The organism is Azotobacter armeniacus (assembly GCF_054779355.1).
This window is the reverse complement of the sequence record NZ_BAAGYK010000112.1, coordinates 60,710-75,964: the sequence shown is the minus strand read 5'-3', so window position 1 is coordinate 75,964 and position 15,255 is coordinate 60,710. Positions and strand designations below refer to the sequence as shown.

Here is a 15,255-nt window from a genome sequence, read left to right as displayed (position 1 = left end):
CTGGCCTACCACCAGTCCACCGCCACCCTCAATCTGCTGCGCGCCTTCGCCCAGGGCGGCTTCGCCGACCTGCATCAGGTCCACCAGTGGAACCTCGACTTCATCGCTGACGCGGCGCTATCGGAGAAGTACAGCCAGCTGGCCGACCGCATTGACGAGACCCTTGCCTTCATCCGCGCCTGCGGCCTGGAGAACGCGCCGCAACTGCACGAGATCAGTTTCTTCACCGCCCACGAGGCGCTGCTGCTGAACTACGAGCAGGCGCTCACCCGTCGCGACAGCCTGACTGGCGACTGGTACGACTGCTCCGCGCACATGCTGTGGATCGGCGACCGCACCCGCCAGCCGGACGGTGCCCACGTCGAGTTCCTGCGCGGCGTCAGCAACCCGATCGGGCTGAAGGTCGGGCCAAGCATGGACCCCGACGAACTGATCCGCCTGATCGACATTCTCAACCCGGACAACGATCCGGGTCGCCTCAACCTGATCGCGCGGATGGGCGCGGACAAGGTGGAGCAATACCTGCCGGCGCTGATCCGCGCGGTACAGCGCGAAGGCCGCCAGGTGCTGTGGAGCTCCGATCCGATGCACGGCAACACCATCAAGGCCGGCAGCTATAAGACCCGCGAGTTCGAGAGCATCCTCAGCGAAGTCCGACAGTTCTTTGCCGTACACCAGGCCGAGGGCAGTTATGCCGGCGGCATCCATATCGAGATGACCGGGCAGAACGTCACCGAATGCATCGGCGGCAGCCGCGCAGTCACCGAAGACAGCCTTTCCGATCGCTATCACACCCACTGTGATCCGCGGATGAACGCCGACCAGGCTCTGGAACTGGCCTTCCTCATCGCTGAAACCCTGAAGCAGGTGCGCCGCTGAGGTGCATAGGGGGCATCGACGATGCCCCTTGCAGGCGGCCCGCCGGACACGGGCCCCGACAGGCCATGACCGGTCATCGGTGGCAACAAACTTGCATCGCCTCTCTGGCCACTGAAAGTGGCCTAGCCTTTCAGAAAACCGAGCAGTCCGAACAACAACAATGCCGAAGCATCGGCCCTGATATCTGAGGGGGTTGGAAAAATCTCGTTTCCGAGGTGACCGACATGAAACGCTCGTATCTGGTGTTGCCCTTCCTCTGCGTGGCCTCCTTCAGCCAGGCCGCCGAACCACCTGTCCAGCAGTACCGCTATGGCCTTCCCCTGGACATCGCCAAGGTCATTTCCATCGAGGCTCCGTACGCCCCCTACGTCTGCGAGATCATCGACGCCAAGATGACCTATCTGAACTCCGCCGGCGAAACCAAGGTCGTCGCCTATCGCAAGCTGTCCGCCGGCTGCCTCCTCAAGACCTGATCCGCAGCCTTCCTGCCCCCCCTAGGGACGCGGGGTGGAGGAGTCGTAGCGACTCCCGCCCCACCGCGCCGGCTGCACTACTTCAGCAGCAGAAGCAGCGCACAGAACACCATAAGGCCGCAGAACAGAACACCCAATACCCGCTCCGGCAGCGCATGGGCCATCCGCACACCCCAGCCGACGCCAAGCAGACCGCCGATCGCCAGGGGAACACCCAGCATCCAGTCGACCCGCCCGTGCAGGGCGTAGGTGACCAGGCTGACCACGGTACTGGGCGCGGCCAGCGCCAATGAAAGGCCTTGGGCGACGACCTGGCTGGTGCCGAACAGAGTGATCAGCAGCGGCGTCGCTACCAGTGCCCCGCCCACCCCGAACAGCCCGCCCAAGGCGCCCGAACCGACGCCCAGCGGTACCAGCCAGGGCCAGGGCCAGCGCAGTTCGCCACCCGCCACGCTGCGCAGAAACAGGCGCAGGCCACTCCACAGTGCCAGCGCCAGGAGAAAGCCGCTGAAGGCCAGACGCATGCGCTCGGCGTCCAGCAGGTTTGCCGCCTTGGCACCGAGCCAGGCGGCGCAGAAGCCGGTGCCGGCCATGATCAGTGCATGGCGCAGATCGATGCGGTTGTGCTGGTGATAGCGCCGGAGTGCCAGCAGCACGTTGGGCACCACCATGACCAAGGCCGAGCCCTGGGCCAGATGCTGGTCGAGGCCAAACAGCAGGCTGAGCACCGGAATGGCGATCAACCCGCCGCCGATGCCGAACAGCCCGCCCAGGCAACCCAGCACGAGCCCCAGACCGATATCGAGAAAAAACTGCAGCAGACTCATCGCACCTCCGGGAAAAGGCACATGCTAGACAGACATGGCTAGCCGGGAAACGCAAAGAAGTGCAAAATGGCTTTGCATTATTCGCATAGCAGGCTCCCATGAATCCCGATGCCCTCAGCAGCCAGCTGGAACTGTTTCTCGATGTACTGGAGTGCGGCAGCTTCTCCGCCGCGGCCCGGCGCCGGCAGCTGACGCCCTCGGCGGTGGCGCGGCGCATCGACGCTCTGGAGCAGGCGCTCGGCAGCACACTGTTCCAGCGCAGCACCCATGAGGTGCGCGCCACCCCCGCCGGCCTGGCCTTTGCCGAACGCGCCCGGCGCATACTCGACGAGCTGCGCCTGGCGCGGGCCGAGGTGGTTTCCCTGGACAGCGCCCCGGAGGGGCTGATCCGCGTCGACGCCCCGGCGCCCTTCGGCCGTCGCAGGCTGGCCCCGGTCATCGCCGAATTCCTCGTCGCCTATCCGCGGCTGGACGTGCAGTTGCGCCTGATCGACAGCTTCACCGATCTGCAGGGCGAGCATCTGGGCCAGGTCGACCTCGTCCTGCGCATCGGCCCGCTGACCGACAGCCGCCTGGTCGCCACGCCGATGGCGCCGATGCGGCGCATCGCCTGCGCCAGTCCCGACTACCTGCACCGCCGCGGCCCCCCCGGCGATCCGCGCGAGCTGCCGGAGCACGACGGCCTCGACTGGGACGCCCTGGCTCCGCCACATGCCTGGCGCTTCACCATCGACGGCCAGGTCCGCACTATCCGCCCCGGCCGCCGGCGGATGACCGCCAACAACGCAGAAACCCTGCTGTTCGGCGCCCTCGCCGGACTCGGCATCGCCCACCTGCCGACCTGGCTGATCAGCGAACACCTGCTGCGCGGCGAACTACTGCCGCTGTTCTGCGAGAACGGCCTGCCGCCGCCCGAGTCCAGCGGCGTCTATGCCCTGCGCCAGCACCCGGCCGGCGCCTCGCGCATGCGCCTGCTGCTGGAATTCCTGAAGAACCGCTTCGGCCCGGTGCCGCCCTGGGACCTGGCCCTGCTCAACAGCCTGAGCCGCTCCTGATTCGCCAGCCGCCGGACCGGTTGTATTTTGCCCGCGAAAGGCTTGCGCGCTAAATTACGTCCGATCATCACTGGGAAATCGCCATGTCCGCCGACAAAACCTGCCAGGAGCTGCTGCTCGACAACCAGCTGTGCTTCGCTCTCTACTCCACCTCGCTGCTGATGACCAAGGTCTACAAGCCGCTGCTGCAGGAGCTTGGCCTGACCTACCCGCAATACCTGGCCATGCTGGTGCTCTGGGAGCGCGACGGCCTTACCGTCGGCGAGATCAGCACGCGTCTGCTCACCGACCCCGGCTCGCTCACCCCCCTGCTCAAGCGCCTGGAGGCCGAAGGGCTGCTGACCCGTACCCGCAGCAGCAAGGACGAGCGCGTGGTGGAGCTCCATCTCACCGAGAAAGGCCGAGCCCTGCACGGCAAGGCCAGGAAGATTCCCTCCTGCATCGTCGCCGCCAGCGAACGGACGCCGGCCGCCCTCGCCGCCCTCAGGGAGGAGCTGGTCAGCCTGCGCAACAGCTTGCAAAAGGCCATCTGATCGGCTTATTCCAGATCTCCCGGATCATTATCTCAAAATCTTCCAATAATTATATTGCGCACAAGATAAATACAGCCTAGCTTTCATCTAGCGCACTTATTTAGCACGAAAAACTTTATCGAACAAAATGACTGGAGATACCACCATGCAACGCATCCAAGCCCTCTACACCGCGACCGCAACCGCCACCGGTGGCCGTGACGGCCGTGCCGTTTCCTCGGACGGTGTCCTTGATGTGAAGCTGACCACCCCGCGGGAACTGGGCGGCCAGGGTGGCGAGGCCACCAACCCCGAGCAGCTCTTCGCGGCCGGCTACTCGGCCTGCTTCATCGGCTCCCTGAAGTTCGTCGCCAGCCAGAGCCAGCGCCAGATTCCCGCCGACGCCTCCATCACTGGCAAGGTCGGCATCGGCCAGATTCCCGGCGGCTTCGGCCTGGAAGTGGAACTCGACATCCATCTGCCGGGCCTGGAGCGCGCCGTAGCCGAGGAGCTGGTCGCCGCCGCCCATCAGGTCTGCCCCTACTCCAACGCCACCCGCGGCAACATCGAGGTGCGCCTGAACATCGTCGTCTGACCCCGAGCCAGTCACCGAAGGGCTGAACAGGCGCCTGTGGCAGGCGGATGCCGGAAACGAAAAAGCCCGGCGCAAGGCCGGGCTTTCGTGGCAGCGGGGAGATCAAGCCTTGACGCGGGACTTGTACTCGCCGGTGCGGGTGTCGATTTCGATGAAGTCGCCAATTTCGCAAAAGGCGGAAACCTGCAGCTCGGCACCGTTGTTCAGACGGGCGGTCTTCATCACCTTGCCGGAGGTATCGCCGCGCACGGCCGGCTCGGTGTAGGCGATCTGGCGCACGATAGTGGTCGGCAGTTCGACGGAAATCACCTTCTCGCCGTAGAACACGGCTTCGCAGACGTCGGTCATGCCGTCTTCGATGAAAGCCATGACGCCTTCCAGGTCGTTCTTCTCGATCTCGTACTGGTTGAACTCGCCGTCCATGAATACGTACAGCGGATCGGCAAAATAGGAGTAGGTCACTTCCTTGCGATCCAGGATGATCGGCTCGAGCTTGTCGTCCGCGCGATACACGGTTTCGGTGCCGGCGCCGGTGAGCAGGTTCTTCAGCTTCATCTTGACCACGGCGGCGTTGCGGCCGGACTTGTTGAACTCGGCCTTCTGGATGACCCAGGGCGAGCCGTTGATGTTGGCGACCTGGCCAGCACGGAATTCTTGAGCGGTTTTCATACGGGATATCCGTTTGGATGAATAACAAAAAACAGGCCGGGTATCATAGCCAATCCGTGTAAAACTGCACCAGTGCTGCAGCCAGATCCGGACGTGCAGCCTGTCGCGCGCACCAGCGTTCGGCATGGGCACACAGCTCTGGCCACTCGCCCAGCAGCGCCGTCCAGGCCGCACCCATCCCCTCACCTGCGTTCCAGGCCCGCCAGAGCGCCTGCAGGGCCCCCGCAGCGCTCGGCGACAAGCCCTTGAGATAAAGGGCGAGGAAGGCCTCCAGCTTGTCCCAGTGGACCCCCTCCGCCTGCGGATAGATCTGCCAAAGCAGCGGCCGCCCTGCCCACTGGGCGCGCAGGAAGGAATCCTCGCCGCGCACCGCGTTGAAGTCGCAGCACCAGAGCAGGCGATCGTAGGCCTCCTGGCGGACGAACGGCAGCACCTGGATGCGCAGGGCGCCGCGCTGCCACCCGGCGCCAGCAGCCAGCGCCGACACATTCAGCCAGCGCTGCAGATCACCGAGAATTCGCCCTTCCGGCACCAGCAGCAGCGTGGGGCTGGAGTCCGCCGCCAGGGCCTCCAGCCAGTTGGCCAGGCCGGCATTCTCGTAGGCGAACAGCGAAATCAGCCGCTCGCCGGAATTCATCCGCACACCGAACGATTGGAGAAACGCCGCGCGCGCCGCGGCGTCGGCCTGGAAGGCGCGGCGCCGCTCGATCAAGCCGCGCTCGCGAAGCAGCCCGCCGGTATTCTCGGCAAAACCGGGGAAGAAGAAGAACTTCTGCAGCCCTTCGGATTGCAGGGACGGCAGCCCGTGGCAGCCACCGACCCAGTTCTCAGCGCTGAGGTATTCCAGGTTCAGCCAGAGCACCCGGCGCCGGCGGTTCGCCATGGCCGCGACATGCGCCGCGGGCAGCTGGCAAGCGAAGGCCTCAATCACCACGTCGGCCGGCTCGACCGGCTGCCAGTCCGCCGGCCAGCGGCGGATTTCCACCCCTGCCTGCCACTGCCGGGAGGCACTGGCGTCCGCTTCAGGAGCGAGGCGCACCAGCGCCGCCAGATCGTCGATCCACAGCCTGACCCGCTGGCCATGCTCGGCCACCAACTGGCGGGCCAGACGCCAAGTCACGCCGGCATCGCCGTAGTTGTCGACGACGCTGCAGAAGATCTCCCAGGAGGCCTGCATGTCCGCTCTCCTCTCCAACGCACCACAAGGAAGGGGGGATTATGCCAGCGGACAGGGCATTCGGTTGGTCGAGAGAGAAAAGGCTGCGCCGGAAGCAGCCCGCGCGAAGGGAGAGCGGGTGTGGTGCGGCGGGCAAACCAAGGGCGGAGCCGGACCGCGTCGCCCGCCGCCGCCTGTGCAGACCGTCAGGCAGCCTCGCTCTTGCCGAAGAAACGCTTCATGGAGCGGGACAGCCAGCCGCCCGAGCTGCAGTCGCTGGCCAGGGTCTGCATCTGCGCCCGGACCGCACCGACATAGCTGGCGTCCTCTTCCTTGATGTGGCTGAACAGCCAGCGCGACAGCAGGTCCTGCAGCTCCTCGGCGACATCCTCACCTGTCGCGTAGCGCGCACGATAGTCGGAAACCCGCTTGATGAAGAGGTTGTGAATGCGCTTGTGGGCGCGGCTGAACTGGTAGCCGGCATCCTCCATCAGGGACTCCTCGAAGGCGAAATGCGACACCGTGTAGTCGACCAGAGCCTCGATCACCACCCCGACGGCAGCCCTGTCCTGCCCCTGAGTTTCATGCAGCTGGTTGATCATCTCGACGATGCGCCAGTGCTGCGTATCGATCACCTCGATGCCAGTGTTCAGGTCGTTGCGCCAAGTCAGATAAGCCACGCCAGTATTCCCCAATCTCAAGCGGCAATGGATGCCAATGCCGCGCAGACTAGAGGGAGGTAACCATCATGGCCTTGAGCCAGATCAATCCGCCCGCCCCCCCTGGCGAGCCGGGGCAATGGGCGTCAATTGCGTCCGCGCAGTTCCGCAGCGCCCCTGAAGAACACCAGCGCCAGCGCCAGGTGGAAGCCCAGCAGGGGCAGTACGGCCTGCACCGCGAGCACCAGGGAAGCCAGCATGAGCCCTTCGGCGATCGCCAGCCAACCCGCGCCGCGCAAGGCCTTGAAGCCTCCGGGCACAGCGCGCAGACACACCCCGAGCCATACCAGCAGGCCTCCATAGCCGGCCAGCACCGCGGCATAGAACCACGCCTGCCAACTGGCGAGCGGGCCGGGCTCGAAGAGCAGTGCGGCAGTCTCCAGCAGGACCCCCAATGCGACACTCAGCCACACCGGCCAGCCCAGACCGCGGGCGGCGAAGCGTGCCTCGGCGAAGCCCTTGAGGCGAAGCAGCAGGTAACTGCTGAGCAGCACCAGGGTCAGGCCGAGCCAGTTGGCATACACAGCCACCCCGCGCAGCCGGGTGAGGCCGGTGAAGGACAGCAGCACGATCACCAGGGTGCCGAGCACCGTGGCCAGGGCGAGACAACCGAGCACCCGCAGCTGGGCGGACGACCAAGCGGGCATGGGCGGCGCACCCGGCGAATCCAGCAGGATTCCCCGGGGCGGCGCATAGGGGTTATCGTCGCACATGCCTGCAGGATCATCATCGCTCACGAGCCGACTCCTCCGCCGGCCGGGCTGGTCTTCGGCCGGCCCGGCACAGGCTGTCTCCAGAATCCTCGAACCCCGCCGGCAACCATGCCTTGCAAGGAGCCTTTGCAGTGACCGCAGTCCCGCGGGCAGTACTCCGCCCGCTGGCCGATTCGCCTCCCTCGGCGATCGTCGCCCTGGCGCTGTTCGGCTCGATCGGCAGCGGCCTGAGCAGCGCCATGGCCGAGCCCCGCGAACGGGAGGCGGCGCTGGTCACCTTGATGATCACAGCCTCGGGGTTGACCCTGCTGTCGATCGACTCGGTCTTCTGGGGACTGCTCGGCGGCCTGCTGACATTGGCGATACTCGAGTGGCGCAGGTCGGCCTGAGCGGCGCTCAGCCCAGTTCGGCGACCAGCGCCGCCAGCGCCTTGGCCGGATCGGCCGCCTGGCTGATCGGCCGGCCGATGACCAGGTAGTCGGACCCGGCCTCCAGCGCCTGTCGTGGGGTGAGGATGCGCCGCTGGTCGTCCAGGGCGCTGCCGGCCGGACGGATGCCCGGGGTCACCAGTTTCAGCCGCGGATGGGCGGCCTTCAGCGCCGGCGCCTCCTGGGCCGAACAGACCAGTCCGTCCAGCCCGGCCTGCTCGGCCAGCCCAGCCAGGCGCAGGACCTGCTGCTGCGGCTCGAGGTCCAGGCCGATCCCGGCCAGGTCCTCCCGCTCCATGCTGGTCAGCACCGTCACTCCGATCAGCAGCGGCCGGCGACCATCGATGCCATCCAGGGTCTCGCGACAGGCGCGCATCATGCGCAGGCCGCCCGAGCAGTGCACGTTGACCATCCACACGCCCAGCTCGGCGGCGGCCTTCACCGCCATCGCCGTGGTATTGGGGATGTCGTGGAATTTCAGGTCGAGGAACACCTCGAAGCCCTGCCATTGCAGCGTCTCGACGACTCCCGGGCCGCAGCGGGTGAACAGCTCCTTACCGACCTTCACCCGGCACTGCGCGGGGTCCAGCCGGGCGGCGAGGGTCAGGGCGGCCTTACGGCTGGGGAAGTCGAGGGCGACGATGATCGGGGTCTGGCAGGACATGGTGCGGGCTCCAGGGAAATCGCGATGCCACGCATTGTAGCGGACCCCCCAGGACAAATGTTCCAGGGCGAAGGCCAGCATGAAGCCGGCCAGGGTGATCAGCCCGGTCAGCGCCTGGGTGGCCTTGAAGGCCTCGGGAATCAGGGTGTCCACCAGCATGCAGAGCACCGCGCCGGAGGAGAAGCTCAGTGCAAAGGCCAGCCAGCCCGGCGAGAGACCCGCGAGAAAGGCCGGGGCGATCATCGCGGCGAAACCCGAGAGGCCGACGATGGCACCCCAGAGGGCGAACACCTAGCGCCCCTCCGCGCGCAGGCTGGCCGCGCTGGCCAGCCCCTCGGGCAGGTTGGCCAGCAGCACGGCGACCAGCAGCACCAGACTCGGCTGGCCGTCGTCGAGCAGCCCGAGCCCCAGCGCCAGGGATTCTGGAATGCCGTCGAGGAAGGCCATCACCGCAGCGACGAGTCGGTCAGCCAGGCGTACCGCGAAGCCCAGCCAGGCACCGAGCAGCAGGCTGCTCGCCGCCAGCCAGCCCCACAGCCCCGCCTGCAGTATCAGCGACTCCGGCATGCCTTCCCCCTTTTGCCGGGGCAAGGCAAACCATTCCTCCGCCGTGCCGCCAGCGCTGCACTCAGATCGTCAGGCGCTGGCGCAGACGCCCTAGCAGTCCCAGCAGGCTGCCGACCTTCTCCCGCTCGCGGGCCTCCTTCGGCGCCTCGGCCAGGCGCGCCGGCGGGGCCACCGGCTGTGCCCGCCAGCGGGCCACCTGCCCGGCGGCCGCCTGCAGGCCCTTGTCGAACAGCCCACGGCGGACCGGCTTGGGCAGGTAGCGGAAGATCTGCGCCTCGTTGATCAGCTTGAGCAGCGCCTGGGTATCGCAGAACGGCGTGACCACCAGGCTGAGCAGCCGCGGATGGGCCTGGGCCAGGCTCTTGAGCAGCGGCGCGGTGTCCTCGCCGGCCAGCCTGAGGTCGCTGACCAGCACATCGACAGGCTCGGCGTTCAGGTGCGCCAGCGCCTCGTCGAGGCTTGCTGCGCGCAGCAAGCGATGGCCGCCGGCCTGGCAGAAGGCCTCGACGCACGCCTGGGTATCGGCCGCCTCATCGAGCAGCAGCACGCTGAGCGCGGTGGCCGGGCACTCGCTCGCCGGCAGGCTGGCGACCCGGCTCTGGCGCACCGCGACTTCCGCCGCCTGGCGCAGGGTCAAGGCCATTTCCTGCGGGTCCCAGGGCTTGGTCAGGTAGCGGAAGATGCCGCCGCCGTTCAGCGCCTCGACTGCCGCGTCCAGGTCCGAATAGCCGGTAAGCAGGATGCGCAGGGTCTGCGGGGCGATCTCCTGCGCCCGGGTGAGCAGCTGCGCGCCGTTCATCCCCGGCATGCGCTGGTCGCAGACGACGATCTGCACCGGCTCGCTCTGCAGGCGCTGCAGAGCGCGCTGCGGGTCGCTCTCGGTGAGCACCTCGTAGTGCCGGCGGAACTGCATGGCGAGGCTGCGCAGGATGCGCTCCTCGTCGTCGATGAAGAGAATGCGGATGGACTGGGTCATGTCAGGCGCTCCGTTGCAGGGTGACGGCTTGGCTGAGTGGCAGGCGGATCAGGAAGCGCGTGCCCCGCCCGACTTCCGAGGCGACGCGGATGCTGCCGCCGTGGTCCTGGATGATCTTGAAGCTGATCGACAGGCCGAGACCGGTACCCTGGCCGACCGGCTTGGTGGTGTAGAAGGGATCGAAGATGCGCTTCAGGACTTCCGGCGGCATGCCGCAGCCGTTGTCCTGCACCGAGAGGCACAGCGCGTCCGGCTCGGCCCAGGTCTTGACCAGGATGCGCCCGGAGCGCTCCATCGCCTGGGCGGCGTTGTTGAACAGATTGAGCAGCACCTGGTTGATCTGCGAGGGCGCGCAGGCGATACGCGGCAGCTCGCCGAACTGGGTCAGCACCTCGACCTTGTCCTTGATGCCGTTGCGGGCGATGGTCAGGGTGCTGCGCACGCACTCGTTGAGATCGACCTCCTCGCTCATCGCGCGGTCCAGGCGGGCGAAGTCCTTCAGACCGACCACCAGCTCGCCGATCTGCTCGAGGCCGTACTGGGTATCGGCGAACAACTGCTCGAGGGCGCCGGCGAGCATCTCCGGGGCGGCCCGCTCGCGGGCCCGGGCGGCGTTCTCCAGGGCGCGGGCCAGGGTCTGCTCGTCGGCATCGGCGGCGCTCAGGCAATCGCCCAGCGCGGCCTGGGCCTCGGCCAGCTCGAACAGCGGTCCGATCAGCTCGCGCAGCAGCTGCACGTTGTTCTTCACGTAGCCCAGCGGAGTGTTCAGCTCGTGGGCGACGCCGGCGACCATCTGCCCGAGGGAGGCCATCTTCTCCGCCTGCACCAGCTGGGTCTGGGACTCCCTGAGCTCGACCAGGGCCCGGCGCAGCACGCGATTGCGCTGGGCGATGCGGTCCTCCATGGCCTTCAGCAGGTCGAGCACCGTGCCCAGGCCCCGGTAGCGACCCTCTCCGTCGACCAGAATGAAGTCCTCGGTGATCGGATACTGCAGCTGGCCAGTGATCTGCCGGGCAGCCTCCTCCAGGCCGGTCTCCAGACGGACGATCAAGGGCTGCGGGTTCATCACGTCGACGACCGGGCGACGCCCCCAGAGATCGCGGCCGAAACGCTGCATGAAGATGTCCTGCAGCCTGGAGCGGCTGACCAGCCCCAGCGGCCGGCCGTCGCCATCGACCACCGGCAGGGACAGGAAGGCCTTGTGCTCGGCGGTGAGCAGGCGGTCCGCCACATCGTTTATGCTCATGGCAGCGGGCAGCGCCGCGACGGGCTTGAGCAGAGGGGCAAGGGCACTGGAGGACATCGGCACGCTCCGTGTTGGCGGAAGGCGTCATTCAAACAGTGTCAAGTTGCCACTATATGACAACGATCACGTCCGTTTCGCGCCGCCCGACCCGCCATCACGCCAACCTGACGCTCCCGGCCGTCCTGGGGGCTCCCTTCGAGAGAACACGACATGCCCTGGTACGTCTGGCTGATCCTGATACTGGTGTTTGGCTCGGTGCTCGGCAGCCTGCTGGCGCTGCGCGACGCGGCGAAGAAGCTGCCCCTGACCAAGGAGCAGCTCGAGCGCATCCGCCAGCGCAACGCCGAGCAGGATGCCAAGGAGCGGAAAGAGAAGGGTTAGGTTCCATACGAAAACGGCCTGCGCTCGGCTGGCTTCTCGTACGGAACCCGGACCATGGCGCGCGCGGGAATCAGCGCTCCGCGCCCAGCTTGCCCTCTTCGTCGGAGAACACGATTTCTACCCGGCGATTGCGCGCCCGCCCCTGGTTGGAGGCGTTCTCGGCGACCGGATAGGCCTCGCCGTAGCCGGCGACCTGGATGCGTTTGCCATCGATCCCCAGATCCACCAGCATGTCCCTGACCGACTGGGCGCGCCCGCGGGACAGTTCGCGGTTCAGCTGGGTATCGCCCTGGCTGTCGGTATAGCCCTCGACGCGCACCACTCGGCGCTGGTTAAGACGCAGGAACTTCGCCACCTGCAGCACGGTGCGCGTCGCCGCCGCCCGCAGCTCCGCCCGCCCGGTATCGAACAGCACGTCGCCCAGGGTCATGACCAGACCGCGCTCGGTCTCGGTGGTTGCCAGGTCGACCAGCTGCTCCTCGAGCCACTCGCCCTGCTGTTCCGCATTGAGCAGGCGAGCCTCGCTCAACGCCAGTTGCAAGCGCTCGCGCTCCCCTTCGAGCTGGGCAACGCGCTCGGCGGTCTGGCTCTGCGCGCCATGCTCGCGGGCAATCTGACTGTAGCGCCGGCTCAGATAGGCATAGTGGAAGACATCCTCCTCGCTGCCCAGATAGCTGGAAAAGCGTTCGGCCCGCGCCAGGGATTCGTCGGCCCGCGCCAGATCCTTCTCGGCGCTGAGCCGTACCGCCGGATCGGTGCGGATAGCCAGCAGCTCGGCCCGGGCCTCGTCCAAAGTTCGCCGGGCGTCCGGCGAGGTGGTGGCGCAACCGCCCAGCAATGCCAGGGCCAGCAGGCCGAACGGAAAAGCATGCCGTCTCTTCATCAGAGCTCCCCCAGTTGCTTGCGCAGCACGCCCACCTGCTGCTCGAGTTCGGTCACCTGCTTGCGGTCCTTCTGGGTCAGCACCTGCGCCTCGGCCAGACGCGCATCCAGCTCGGCCTGCTCGGCCAGCATGCGTGCCACCTTGTGGCGGCCGGCGGCCAACGCGGCCCCGGCCTGCTCGAACTTGCCCTGCGCCAGGGCCAGCTCGGCCTGTTCCTCGCCAGCGCCGACCGCTCTGGTCTGCACCAGCGCCTGCTCGCTCAGGCGCAGCTGCTCGTGCGGCGCGGGATCGCTGGCGCAGCCGGCCAAGATGAGGAAAAGCGGGGCGACGGAAAAACGTGCGCTATTCACGAATGGATTCCTACTCGGCAACGGGTGAAGACGGCAAGCCCTGCGCCTTCCAGCGCTCGGCATTGCGGTGCAACAGGCTTTCCGGAAGCCCGGCGGCATGCAGCTCGGCCAGCTTGGCCGCCAGCCGTGCGCGCAGCGCCGGCTCATTGCAGGCGGAGTCGCGCCCCACGGCCAGGTACAGGCCCTCGCTGACCAGCGGCGGCAGCAGCGGCTGGATCTCCGCCAGCATGCCCAGCCCCTTGGCGGCCGCCTGGACGGCATGGGGCTCATCGAGCAGGTAGGCGACCTCGCCCCGCTGCAGCTTCTGCAGGGCTTCGGCCAGGGTCGGCACCTCCTCGAGCGGCAGAGAGGCGCTGGACAGCGGATCGAACTCGCGGGCAAACCGGCCATCGGCCAGGGTCGCGCCCTGGTGGCCATACAGGCCGCTCCAGCCGCCATAGGGGAAGACCCGGTCCTTGTGCACCCAGACCACAGCGGACTGCACGAAGAGCGCCGGCTCGATGAAGTCCATCGACTCGAGGCGGGCGGCACTGGGGAAGCTGCCGAGCAGCAGGTCGACGCGGCCGCTCGCCACGTTCTCCTCGGCGCGCACCCGGGAGCTGGAGCGGACGAGGTCGATCTTGACGTCCAGCGCCTTGGCCAGCAGCTCGAGCAGGTCTGCGCTGGCGCCGATCAGTTGCCCGGGATTCTGCAGGTCGCGCCAGAGGTAGGGGGGCAGTTCGGGATCGCCGGTGGCGACCAGCCGCTCGCAGGTACCGGCCGCGACCACCATGGACGACAGCAGGCCGGCCAGAGCCAGCAGCACGGGAAAGAAGCGGTTCTGCATGGGATTTCCGCGGGAAGCGTGGGTGGGGAATTGTCCGGGTCCAGTTGCAAGAAGCCCGCTCGGTGAGCGGGCTTCGGGGCCGGCTAAAGAGCGGTTCAGAGCTGTTTTTCCAGCTCCGGCACCGCCTCGAACAGGTCCGCTACCAGGCCGTAGTCGGCCACCTGGAAGATCGGCGCATCGGCATCCTTGTTGATCGCCACGATCACCTTCGAATCCTTCATCCCCGCCAGGTGCTGGATCGCCCCGGAAATCCCCACCGCGATGTACAGGTCCGGCGCCACGATCTTGCCGGTCTGCCCCACCTGCATGTCGTTCGGCGCAAAGCCCGCATCCACTGCGGCGCGCGAGGCGCCCACTGCCGCCCCCAGCTTGTCCGCCAGCGCATACAGCAGTTGGAAGTTCTCACCGCTCTGCAACCCGCGCCCGCCGGAGATGACCACCTTCGCTGCGGTCAGCTCCGGACGGTCGGACTTGGCCAGCGCCTCGCCGAGGAAGCTGGACTGGCCAGCATCGCCCATACCTGCCACTGCCTCGATGGCCGCGCTGCCGCCCTCGCCCGCCACTGCGTCGAAGGCCGTGGCGCGCACGCTGATCACCTTGATCGGGGCACTGGACTGCACGGTGGCGATGGCGTTGCCGGCATAGATCGGCCGCTTGAAGGTGTCGGCGCTTTCCACCGCGACGATCTCGGAGATCTGGTCGACGTCCAAGAGCGCAGCCACGCGCGGCAGGTAGTTCTTGCCGTTGGTCGAGGCCGGTGCCAGCACATGGCTGTAGTTCTTCGCCAGGCCGGCGATCAGCGGCGCGACGTTCTCGGCCAGCAGGTGGGCATAGGCGCCGTCGTCGGCAACCAGCACCTTGGCCACGCCGGCGATCTTCGCGGCGGCTTCGGCGACGGCACTGCAGCCGCTGCCGGCCACCAGCACATGGATGTCCCCGCCGATGGCCTGGGCCGCGGCGACGGTGTTCAGGGTCGCGGCCGCCAGTACCGCGTTGTCGTGTTCAGCGATTACCAGGATTGCCATCTCAGATCACCTTCGCCTCGTTCTTCAGCTTCTCCACCAGCTCGGCCACCGAGCCCACCTTGATGCCGGCCTGGCGTTCCGCCGGGGCCTCGACCTTGAGCACCCTCAGGCGCGAGGCGACGGACACGCCAAGCTCCGCGGGCTTGAGGGTCTCCAGCGGCTTCTTCTTGGCTTTCATGATGTTCGGCAAGGAGGCGTAGCGCGGCTCGTTGAGGCGCAGGTCGGTGGTGACGATGGCCGGCAGGCTCAGCTCCAGGGACTGCAGGCCGCCGTCGATCTCGCGGGTGACCTTGAGCTTGTCGCCGGCGATC

General features: G+C 67.2%; 21 protein-coding genes. 7 read left to right on the top strand and 14 right to left on the bottom strand.

All coding sequences use genetic code 11. The annotated features are described in order from the left end of the window. On the top strand, positions 1 to 879 hold an 879-nt coding region (locus tag ACYVD0_RS15150), incomplete at its 5' end, for a 3-deoxy-7-phosphoheptulonate synthase (RefSeq protein WP_460427577.1). Positions 880 to 1,103: 224 nt separating this feature from the next. Next, entirely contained in the window at positions 1,104 to 1,352 is a 249-nt protein-coding gene (locus ACYVD0_RS15145; protein ID WP_460427576.1) for a DUF2790 domain-containing protein, read from the top strand. Between the two features lie 77 nt (positions 1,353 to 1,429). Here ACYVD0_RS15145 and ACYVD0_RS15140 read toward each other — a convergent pair whose 3' ends face one another. Then, a complete protein-coding gene (locus ACYVD0_RS15140) occupies positions 1,430 to 2,179 on the bottom strand; it encodes a sulfite exporter TauE/SafE family protein (RefSeq protein WP_460427575.1) in 750 nt (249 codons plus the stop codon). A 98-nt stretch (positions 2,180 to 2,277) separates the two neighbouring features. On the opposite strand from ACYVD0_RS15140, the gene ACYVD0_RS15135 reads away from it, so the two are divergent. The 3 genes from ACYVD0_RS15135 to ACYVD0_RS15125 all read left to right on the top strand — a co-directional run bounded on the left by ACYVD0_RS15135 (position 2,278) and on the right by ACYVD0_RS15125 (position 4,341). Next, on the top strand, positions 2,278 to 3,234 hold the full coding sequence (locus ACYVD0_RS15135; RefSeq protein ID WP_460427574.1) for a LysR family transcriptional regulator: 957 nt from the start codon (positions 2,278 to 2,280) through the stop codon (positions 3,232 to 3,234). Between the two features lie 83 nt (positions 3,235 to 3,317). After that, positions 3,318 to 3,767, top strand: coding sequence for a MarR family winged helix-turn-helix transcriptional regulator (locus ACYVD0_RS15130; RefSeq protein WP_460427573.1), 450 nt, complete (start codon positions 3,318 to 3,320; stop codon positions 3,765 to 3,767). Positions 3,768 to 3,912: 145 nt separating this feature from the next. Further along, the gene (locus tag ACYVD0_RS15125) at positions 3,913 to 4,341 is read left to right on the top strand and encodes an organic hydroperoxide resistance protein (protein WP_460427572.1); all 429 of its coding nucleotides are present in this window, start codon (positions 3,913 to 3,915) and stop codon (positions 4,339 to 4,341) included. A gap of 102 nt (positions 4,342 to 4,443) precedes the next feature. On the opposite strand, the gene efp is transcribed toward ACYVD0_RS15125, so the two are convergent. From efp to ACYVD0_RS15105, 4 genes are all read right to left on the bottom strand, one after another. Beyond that, on the bottom strand, positions 4,444 to 5,010 hold the full coding sequence (gene efp / locus ACYVD0_RS15120) for an elongation factor P (protein ID WP_460427571.1): 567 nt from the start codon (positions 5,008 to 5,010) through the stop codon (positions 4,444 to 4,446). A gap of 43 nt (positions 5,011 to 5,053) precedes the next feature. Continuing rightward, entirely contained in the window at positions 5,054 to 6,187 is a 1,134-nt protein-coding gene (gene earP / locus ACYVD0_RS15115) for an elongation factor P maturation arginine rhamnosyltransferase EarP (RefSeq protein WP_460427570.1), read from the bottom strand. Between the two features lie 185 nt (positions 6,188 to 6,372). Continuing rightward, positions 6,373 to 6,846: a bacteriohemerythrin gene (locus tag ACYVD0_RS15110; protein WP_460427569.1), complete on the bottom strand. Its 474-nt coding sequence runs from the start codon at positions 6,844 to 6,846 to the stop codon at positions 6,373 to 6,375. A gap of 125 nt (positions 6,847 to 6,971) precedes the next feature. Further along, a complete protein-coding gene (locus ACYVD0_RS15105; protein WP_460427568.1) occupies positions 6,972 to 7,622 on the bottom strand; it encodes a hypothetical protein in 651 nt (216 codons plus the stop codon). An 89-nt stretch (positions 7,623 to 7,711) separates the two neighbouring features. Between ACYVD0_RS15105 and ACYVD0_RS15100 the strand changes: the two genes are divergently transcribed. After that, positions 7,712 to 7,987 carry a benzoate/H(+) symporter BenE family transporter gene (locus ACYVD0_RS15100; RefSeq protein ID WP_460427567.1) on the top strand — a complete coding sequence of 92 codons (276 nt, stop codon included), beginning with the start codon at positions 7,712 to 7,714 and terminating at the stop codon, positions 7,985 to 7,987. 7 nt (positions 7,988 to 7,994) lie between these two features. Here ACYVD0_RS15100 and pyrF read toward each other — a convergent pair whose 3' ends face one another. The 4 genes from pyrF to ACYVD0_RS15080 all read right to left on the bottom strand — a co-directional run bounded on the left by pyrF (position 7,995) and on the right by ACYVD0_RS15080 (position 11,536). Continuing rightward, on the bottom strand, positions 7,995 to 8,690 hold the full coding sequence (pyrF, locus tag ACYVD0_RS15095; RefSeq protein WP_460427580.1) for an orotidine-5'-phosphate decarboxylase: 696 nt from the start codon (positions 8,688 to 8,690) through the stop codon (positions 7,995 to 7,997). Between the two features lie 291 nt (positions 8,691 to 8,981). Continuing rightward, complete coding sequence (locus tag ACYVD0_RS15090) at positions 8,982 to 9,281, bottom strand: hypothetical protein (protein WP_460427566.1); 300 nt, start codon at positions 9,279 to 9,281, stop codon at positions 8,982 to 8,984. Between the two features lie 37 nt (positions 9,282 to 9,318). Beyond that, positions 9,319 to 10,233 (bottom strand): response regulator, encoded by a 915-nt coding sequence (locus tag ACYVD0_RS15085; RefSeq protein ID WP_460427565.1) that lies wholly within the window; start codon positions 10,231 to 10,233, stop codon positions 9,319 to 9,321. Between the two features lies 1 nt (position 10,234). Beyond that, on the bottom strand, positions 10,235 to 11,536 hold the full coding sequence (locus ACYVD0_RS15080) for an ATP-binding protein (protein WP_460427564.1): 1,302 nt from the start codon (positions 11,534 to 11,536) through the stop codon (positions 10,235 to 10,237). Between the two features lie 153 nt (positions 11,537 to 11,689). On the opposite strand from ACYVD0_RS15080, the gene ACYVD0_RS15075 reads away from it, so the two are divergent. After that, a complete protein-coding gene (locus ACYVD0_RS15075) occupies positions 11,690 to 11,860 on the top strand; it encodes a DUF2897 family protein (protein ID WP_460427563.1) in 171 nt (56 codons plus the stop codon). 70 nt (positions 11,861 to 11,930) lie between these two features. Here the strand turns inward: ACYVD0_RS15075 and ACYVD0_RS15070 are convergent, their stop codons facing one another. From ACYVD0_RS15070 to ACYVD0_RS15050, 5 genes are all read right to left on the bottom strand, one after another. Next, positions 11,931 to 12,743 (bottom strand): OmpA family protein, encoded by an 813-nt coding sequence (locus ACYVD0_RS15070; RefSeq protein WP_460427562.1) that lies wholly within the window; start codon positions 12,741 to 12,743, stop codon positions 11,931 to 11,933. Further along, complete coding sequence (locus tag ACYVD0_RS15065) at positions 12,743 to 13,093, bottom strand: DUF4398 domain-containing protein (RefSeq protein WP_460427561.1); 351 nt, start codon at positions 13,091 to 13,093, stop codon at positions 12,743 to 12,745. Before ACYVD0_RS15065 ends, ACYVD0_RS15070 begins: the two co-directional genes overlap by 1 nt. A 10-nt stretch (positions 13,094 to 13,103) precedes the next feature. Further along, positions 13,104 to 13,919: a substrate-binding periplasmic protein gene (locus ACYVD0_RS15060; RefSeq protein WP_460427560.1), complete on the bottom strand. Its 816-nt coding sequence runs from the start codon at positions 13,917 to 13,919 to the stop codon at positions 13,104 to 13,106. Positions 13,920 to 14,014: 95 nt separating this feature from the next. Next, positions 14,015 to 14,944, bottom strand: a complete 930-nt coding sequence (locus ACYVD0_RS15055; protein ID WP_460427559.1) for an electron transfer flavoprotein subunit alpha/FixB family protein — start codon at positions 14,942 to 14,944, stop codon at positions 14,015 to 14,017. A gap of 1 nt (position 14,945) precedes the next feature. Further along, on the bottom strand, positions 14,946 to 15,255 hold a 310-nt coding region (locus ACYVD0_RS15050), incomplete at its 5' end, for an electron transfer flavoprotein subunit beta/FixA family protein (protein WP_460427558.1).

What these genes read in the sequence shown, in the direction of transcription:
- ACYVD0_RS15145 (WP_460427576.1), top strand. Translation starts at nt 1,104, where the DNA reads ATGAAACGCTCGTATCTGGTGTTGCCCTTCCTCTGCGTGGCCTCCTTC.
- ACYVD0_RS15140 (WP_460427575.1), bottom strand. Translation starts at nt 2,179, where the DNA reads ATGAGTCTGCTGCAGTTTTTTCTCGATATCGGTCTGGGGCTCGTGCTG.
- ACYVD0_RS15135 (WP_460427574.1), top strand. Translation starts at nt 2,278, where the DNA reads ATGAATCCCGATGCCCTCAGCAGCCAGCTGGAACTGTTTCTCGATGTA.
- ACYVD0_RS15130 (WP_460427573.1), top strand. Translation starts at nt 3,318, where the DNA reads ATGTCCGCCGACAAAACCTGCCAGGAGCTGCTGCTCGACAACCAGCTG.
- ACYVD0_RS15125 (WP_460427572.1), top strand. Translation starts at nt 3,913, where the DNA reads ATGCAACGCATCCAAGCCCTCTACACCGCGACCGCAACCGCCACCGGT.
- efp (WP_460427571.1), bottom strand. Translation starts at nt 5,010, where the DNA reads ATGAAAACCGCTCAAGAATTCCGTGCTGGCCAGGTCGCCAACATCAAC.
- earP (WP_460427570.1), bottom strand. Translation starts at nt 6,187, where the DNA reads ATGCAGGCCTCCTGGGAGATCTTCTGCAGCGTCGTCGACAACTACGGC.
- pyrF (WP_460427580.1), bottom strand. Translation starts at nt 8,690, where the DNA reads ATGTCCTGCCAGACCCCGATCATCGTCGCCCTCGACTTCCCCAGCCGT.
- ACYVD0_RS15085 (WP_460427565.1), bottom strand. Translation starts at nt 10,233, where the DNA reads ATGACCCAGTCCATCCGCATTCTCTTCATCGACGACGAGGAGCGCATC.
- ACYVD0_RS15080 (WP_460427564.1), bottom strand. Translation starts at nt 11,536, where the DNA reads ATGTCCTCCAGTGCCCTTGCCCCTCTGCTCAAGCCCGTCGCGGCGCTG.
- ACYVD0_RS15075 (WP_460427563.1), top strand. Translation starts at nt 11,690, where the DNA reads ATGCCCTGGTACGTCTGGCTGATCCTGATACTGGTGTTTGGCTCGGTG.
- ACYVD0_RS15070 (WP_460427562.1), bottom strand. Translation starts at nt 12,743, where the DNA reads ATGAAGAGACGGCATGCTTTTCCGTTCGGCCTGCTGGCCCTGGCATTG.
- ACYVD0_RS15060 (WP_460427560.1), bottom strand. Translation starts at nt 13,919, where the DNA reads ATGCAGAACCGCTTCTTTCCCGTGCTGCTGGCTCTGGCCGGCCTGCTG.
- ACYVD0_RS15055 (WP_460427559.1), bottom strand. Translation starts at nt 14,944, where the DNA reads ATGGCAATCCTGGTAATCGCTGAACACGACAACGCGGTACTGGCGGCC.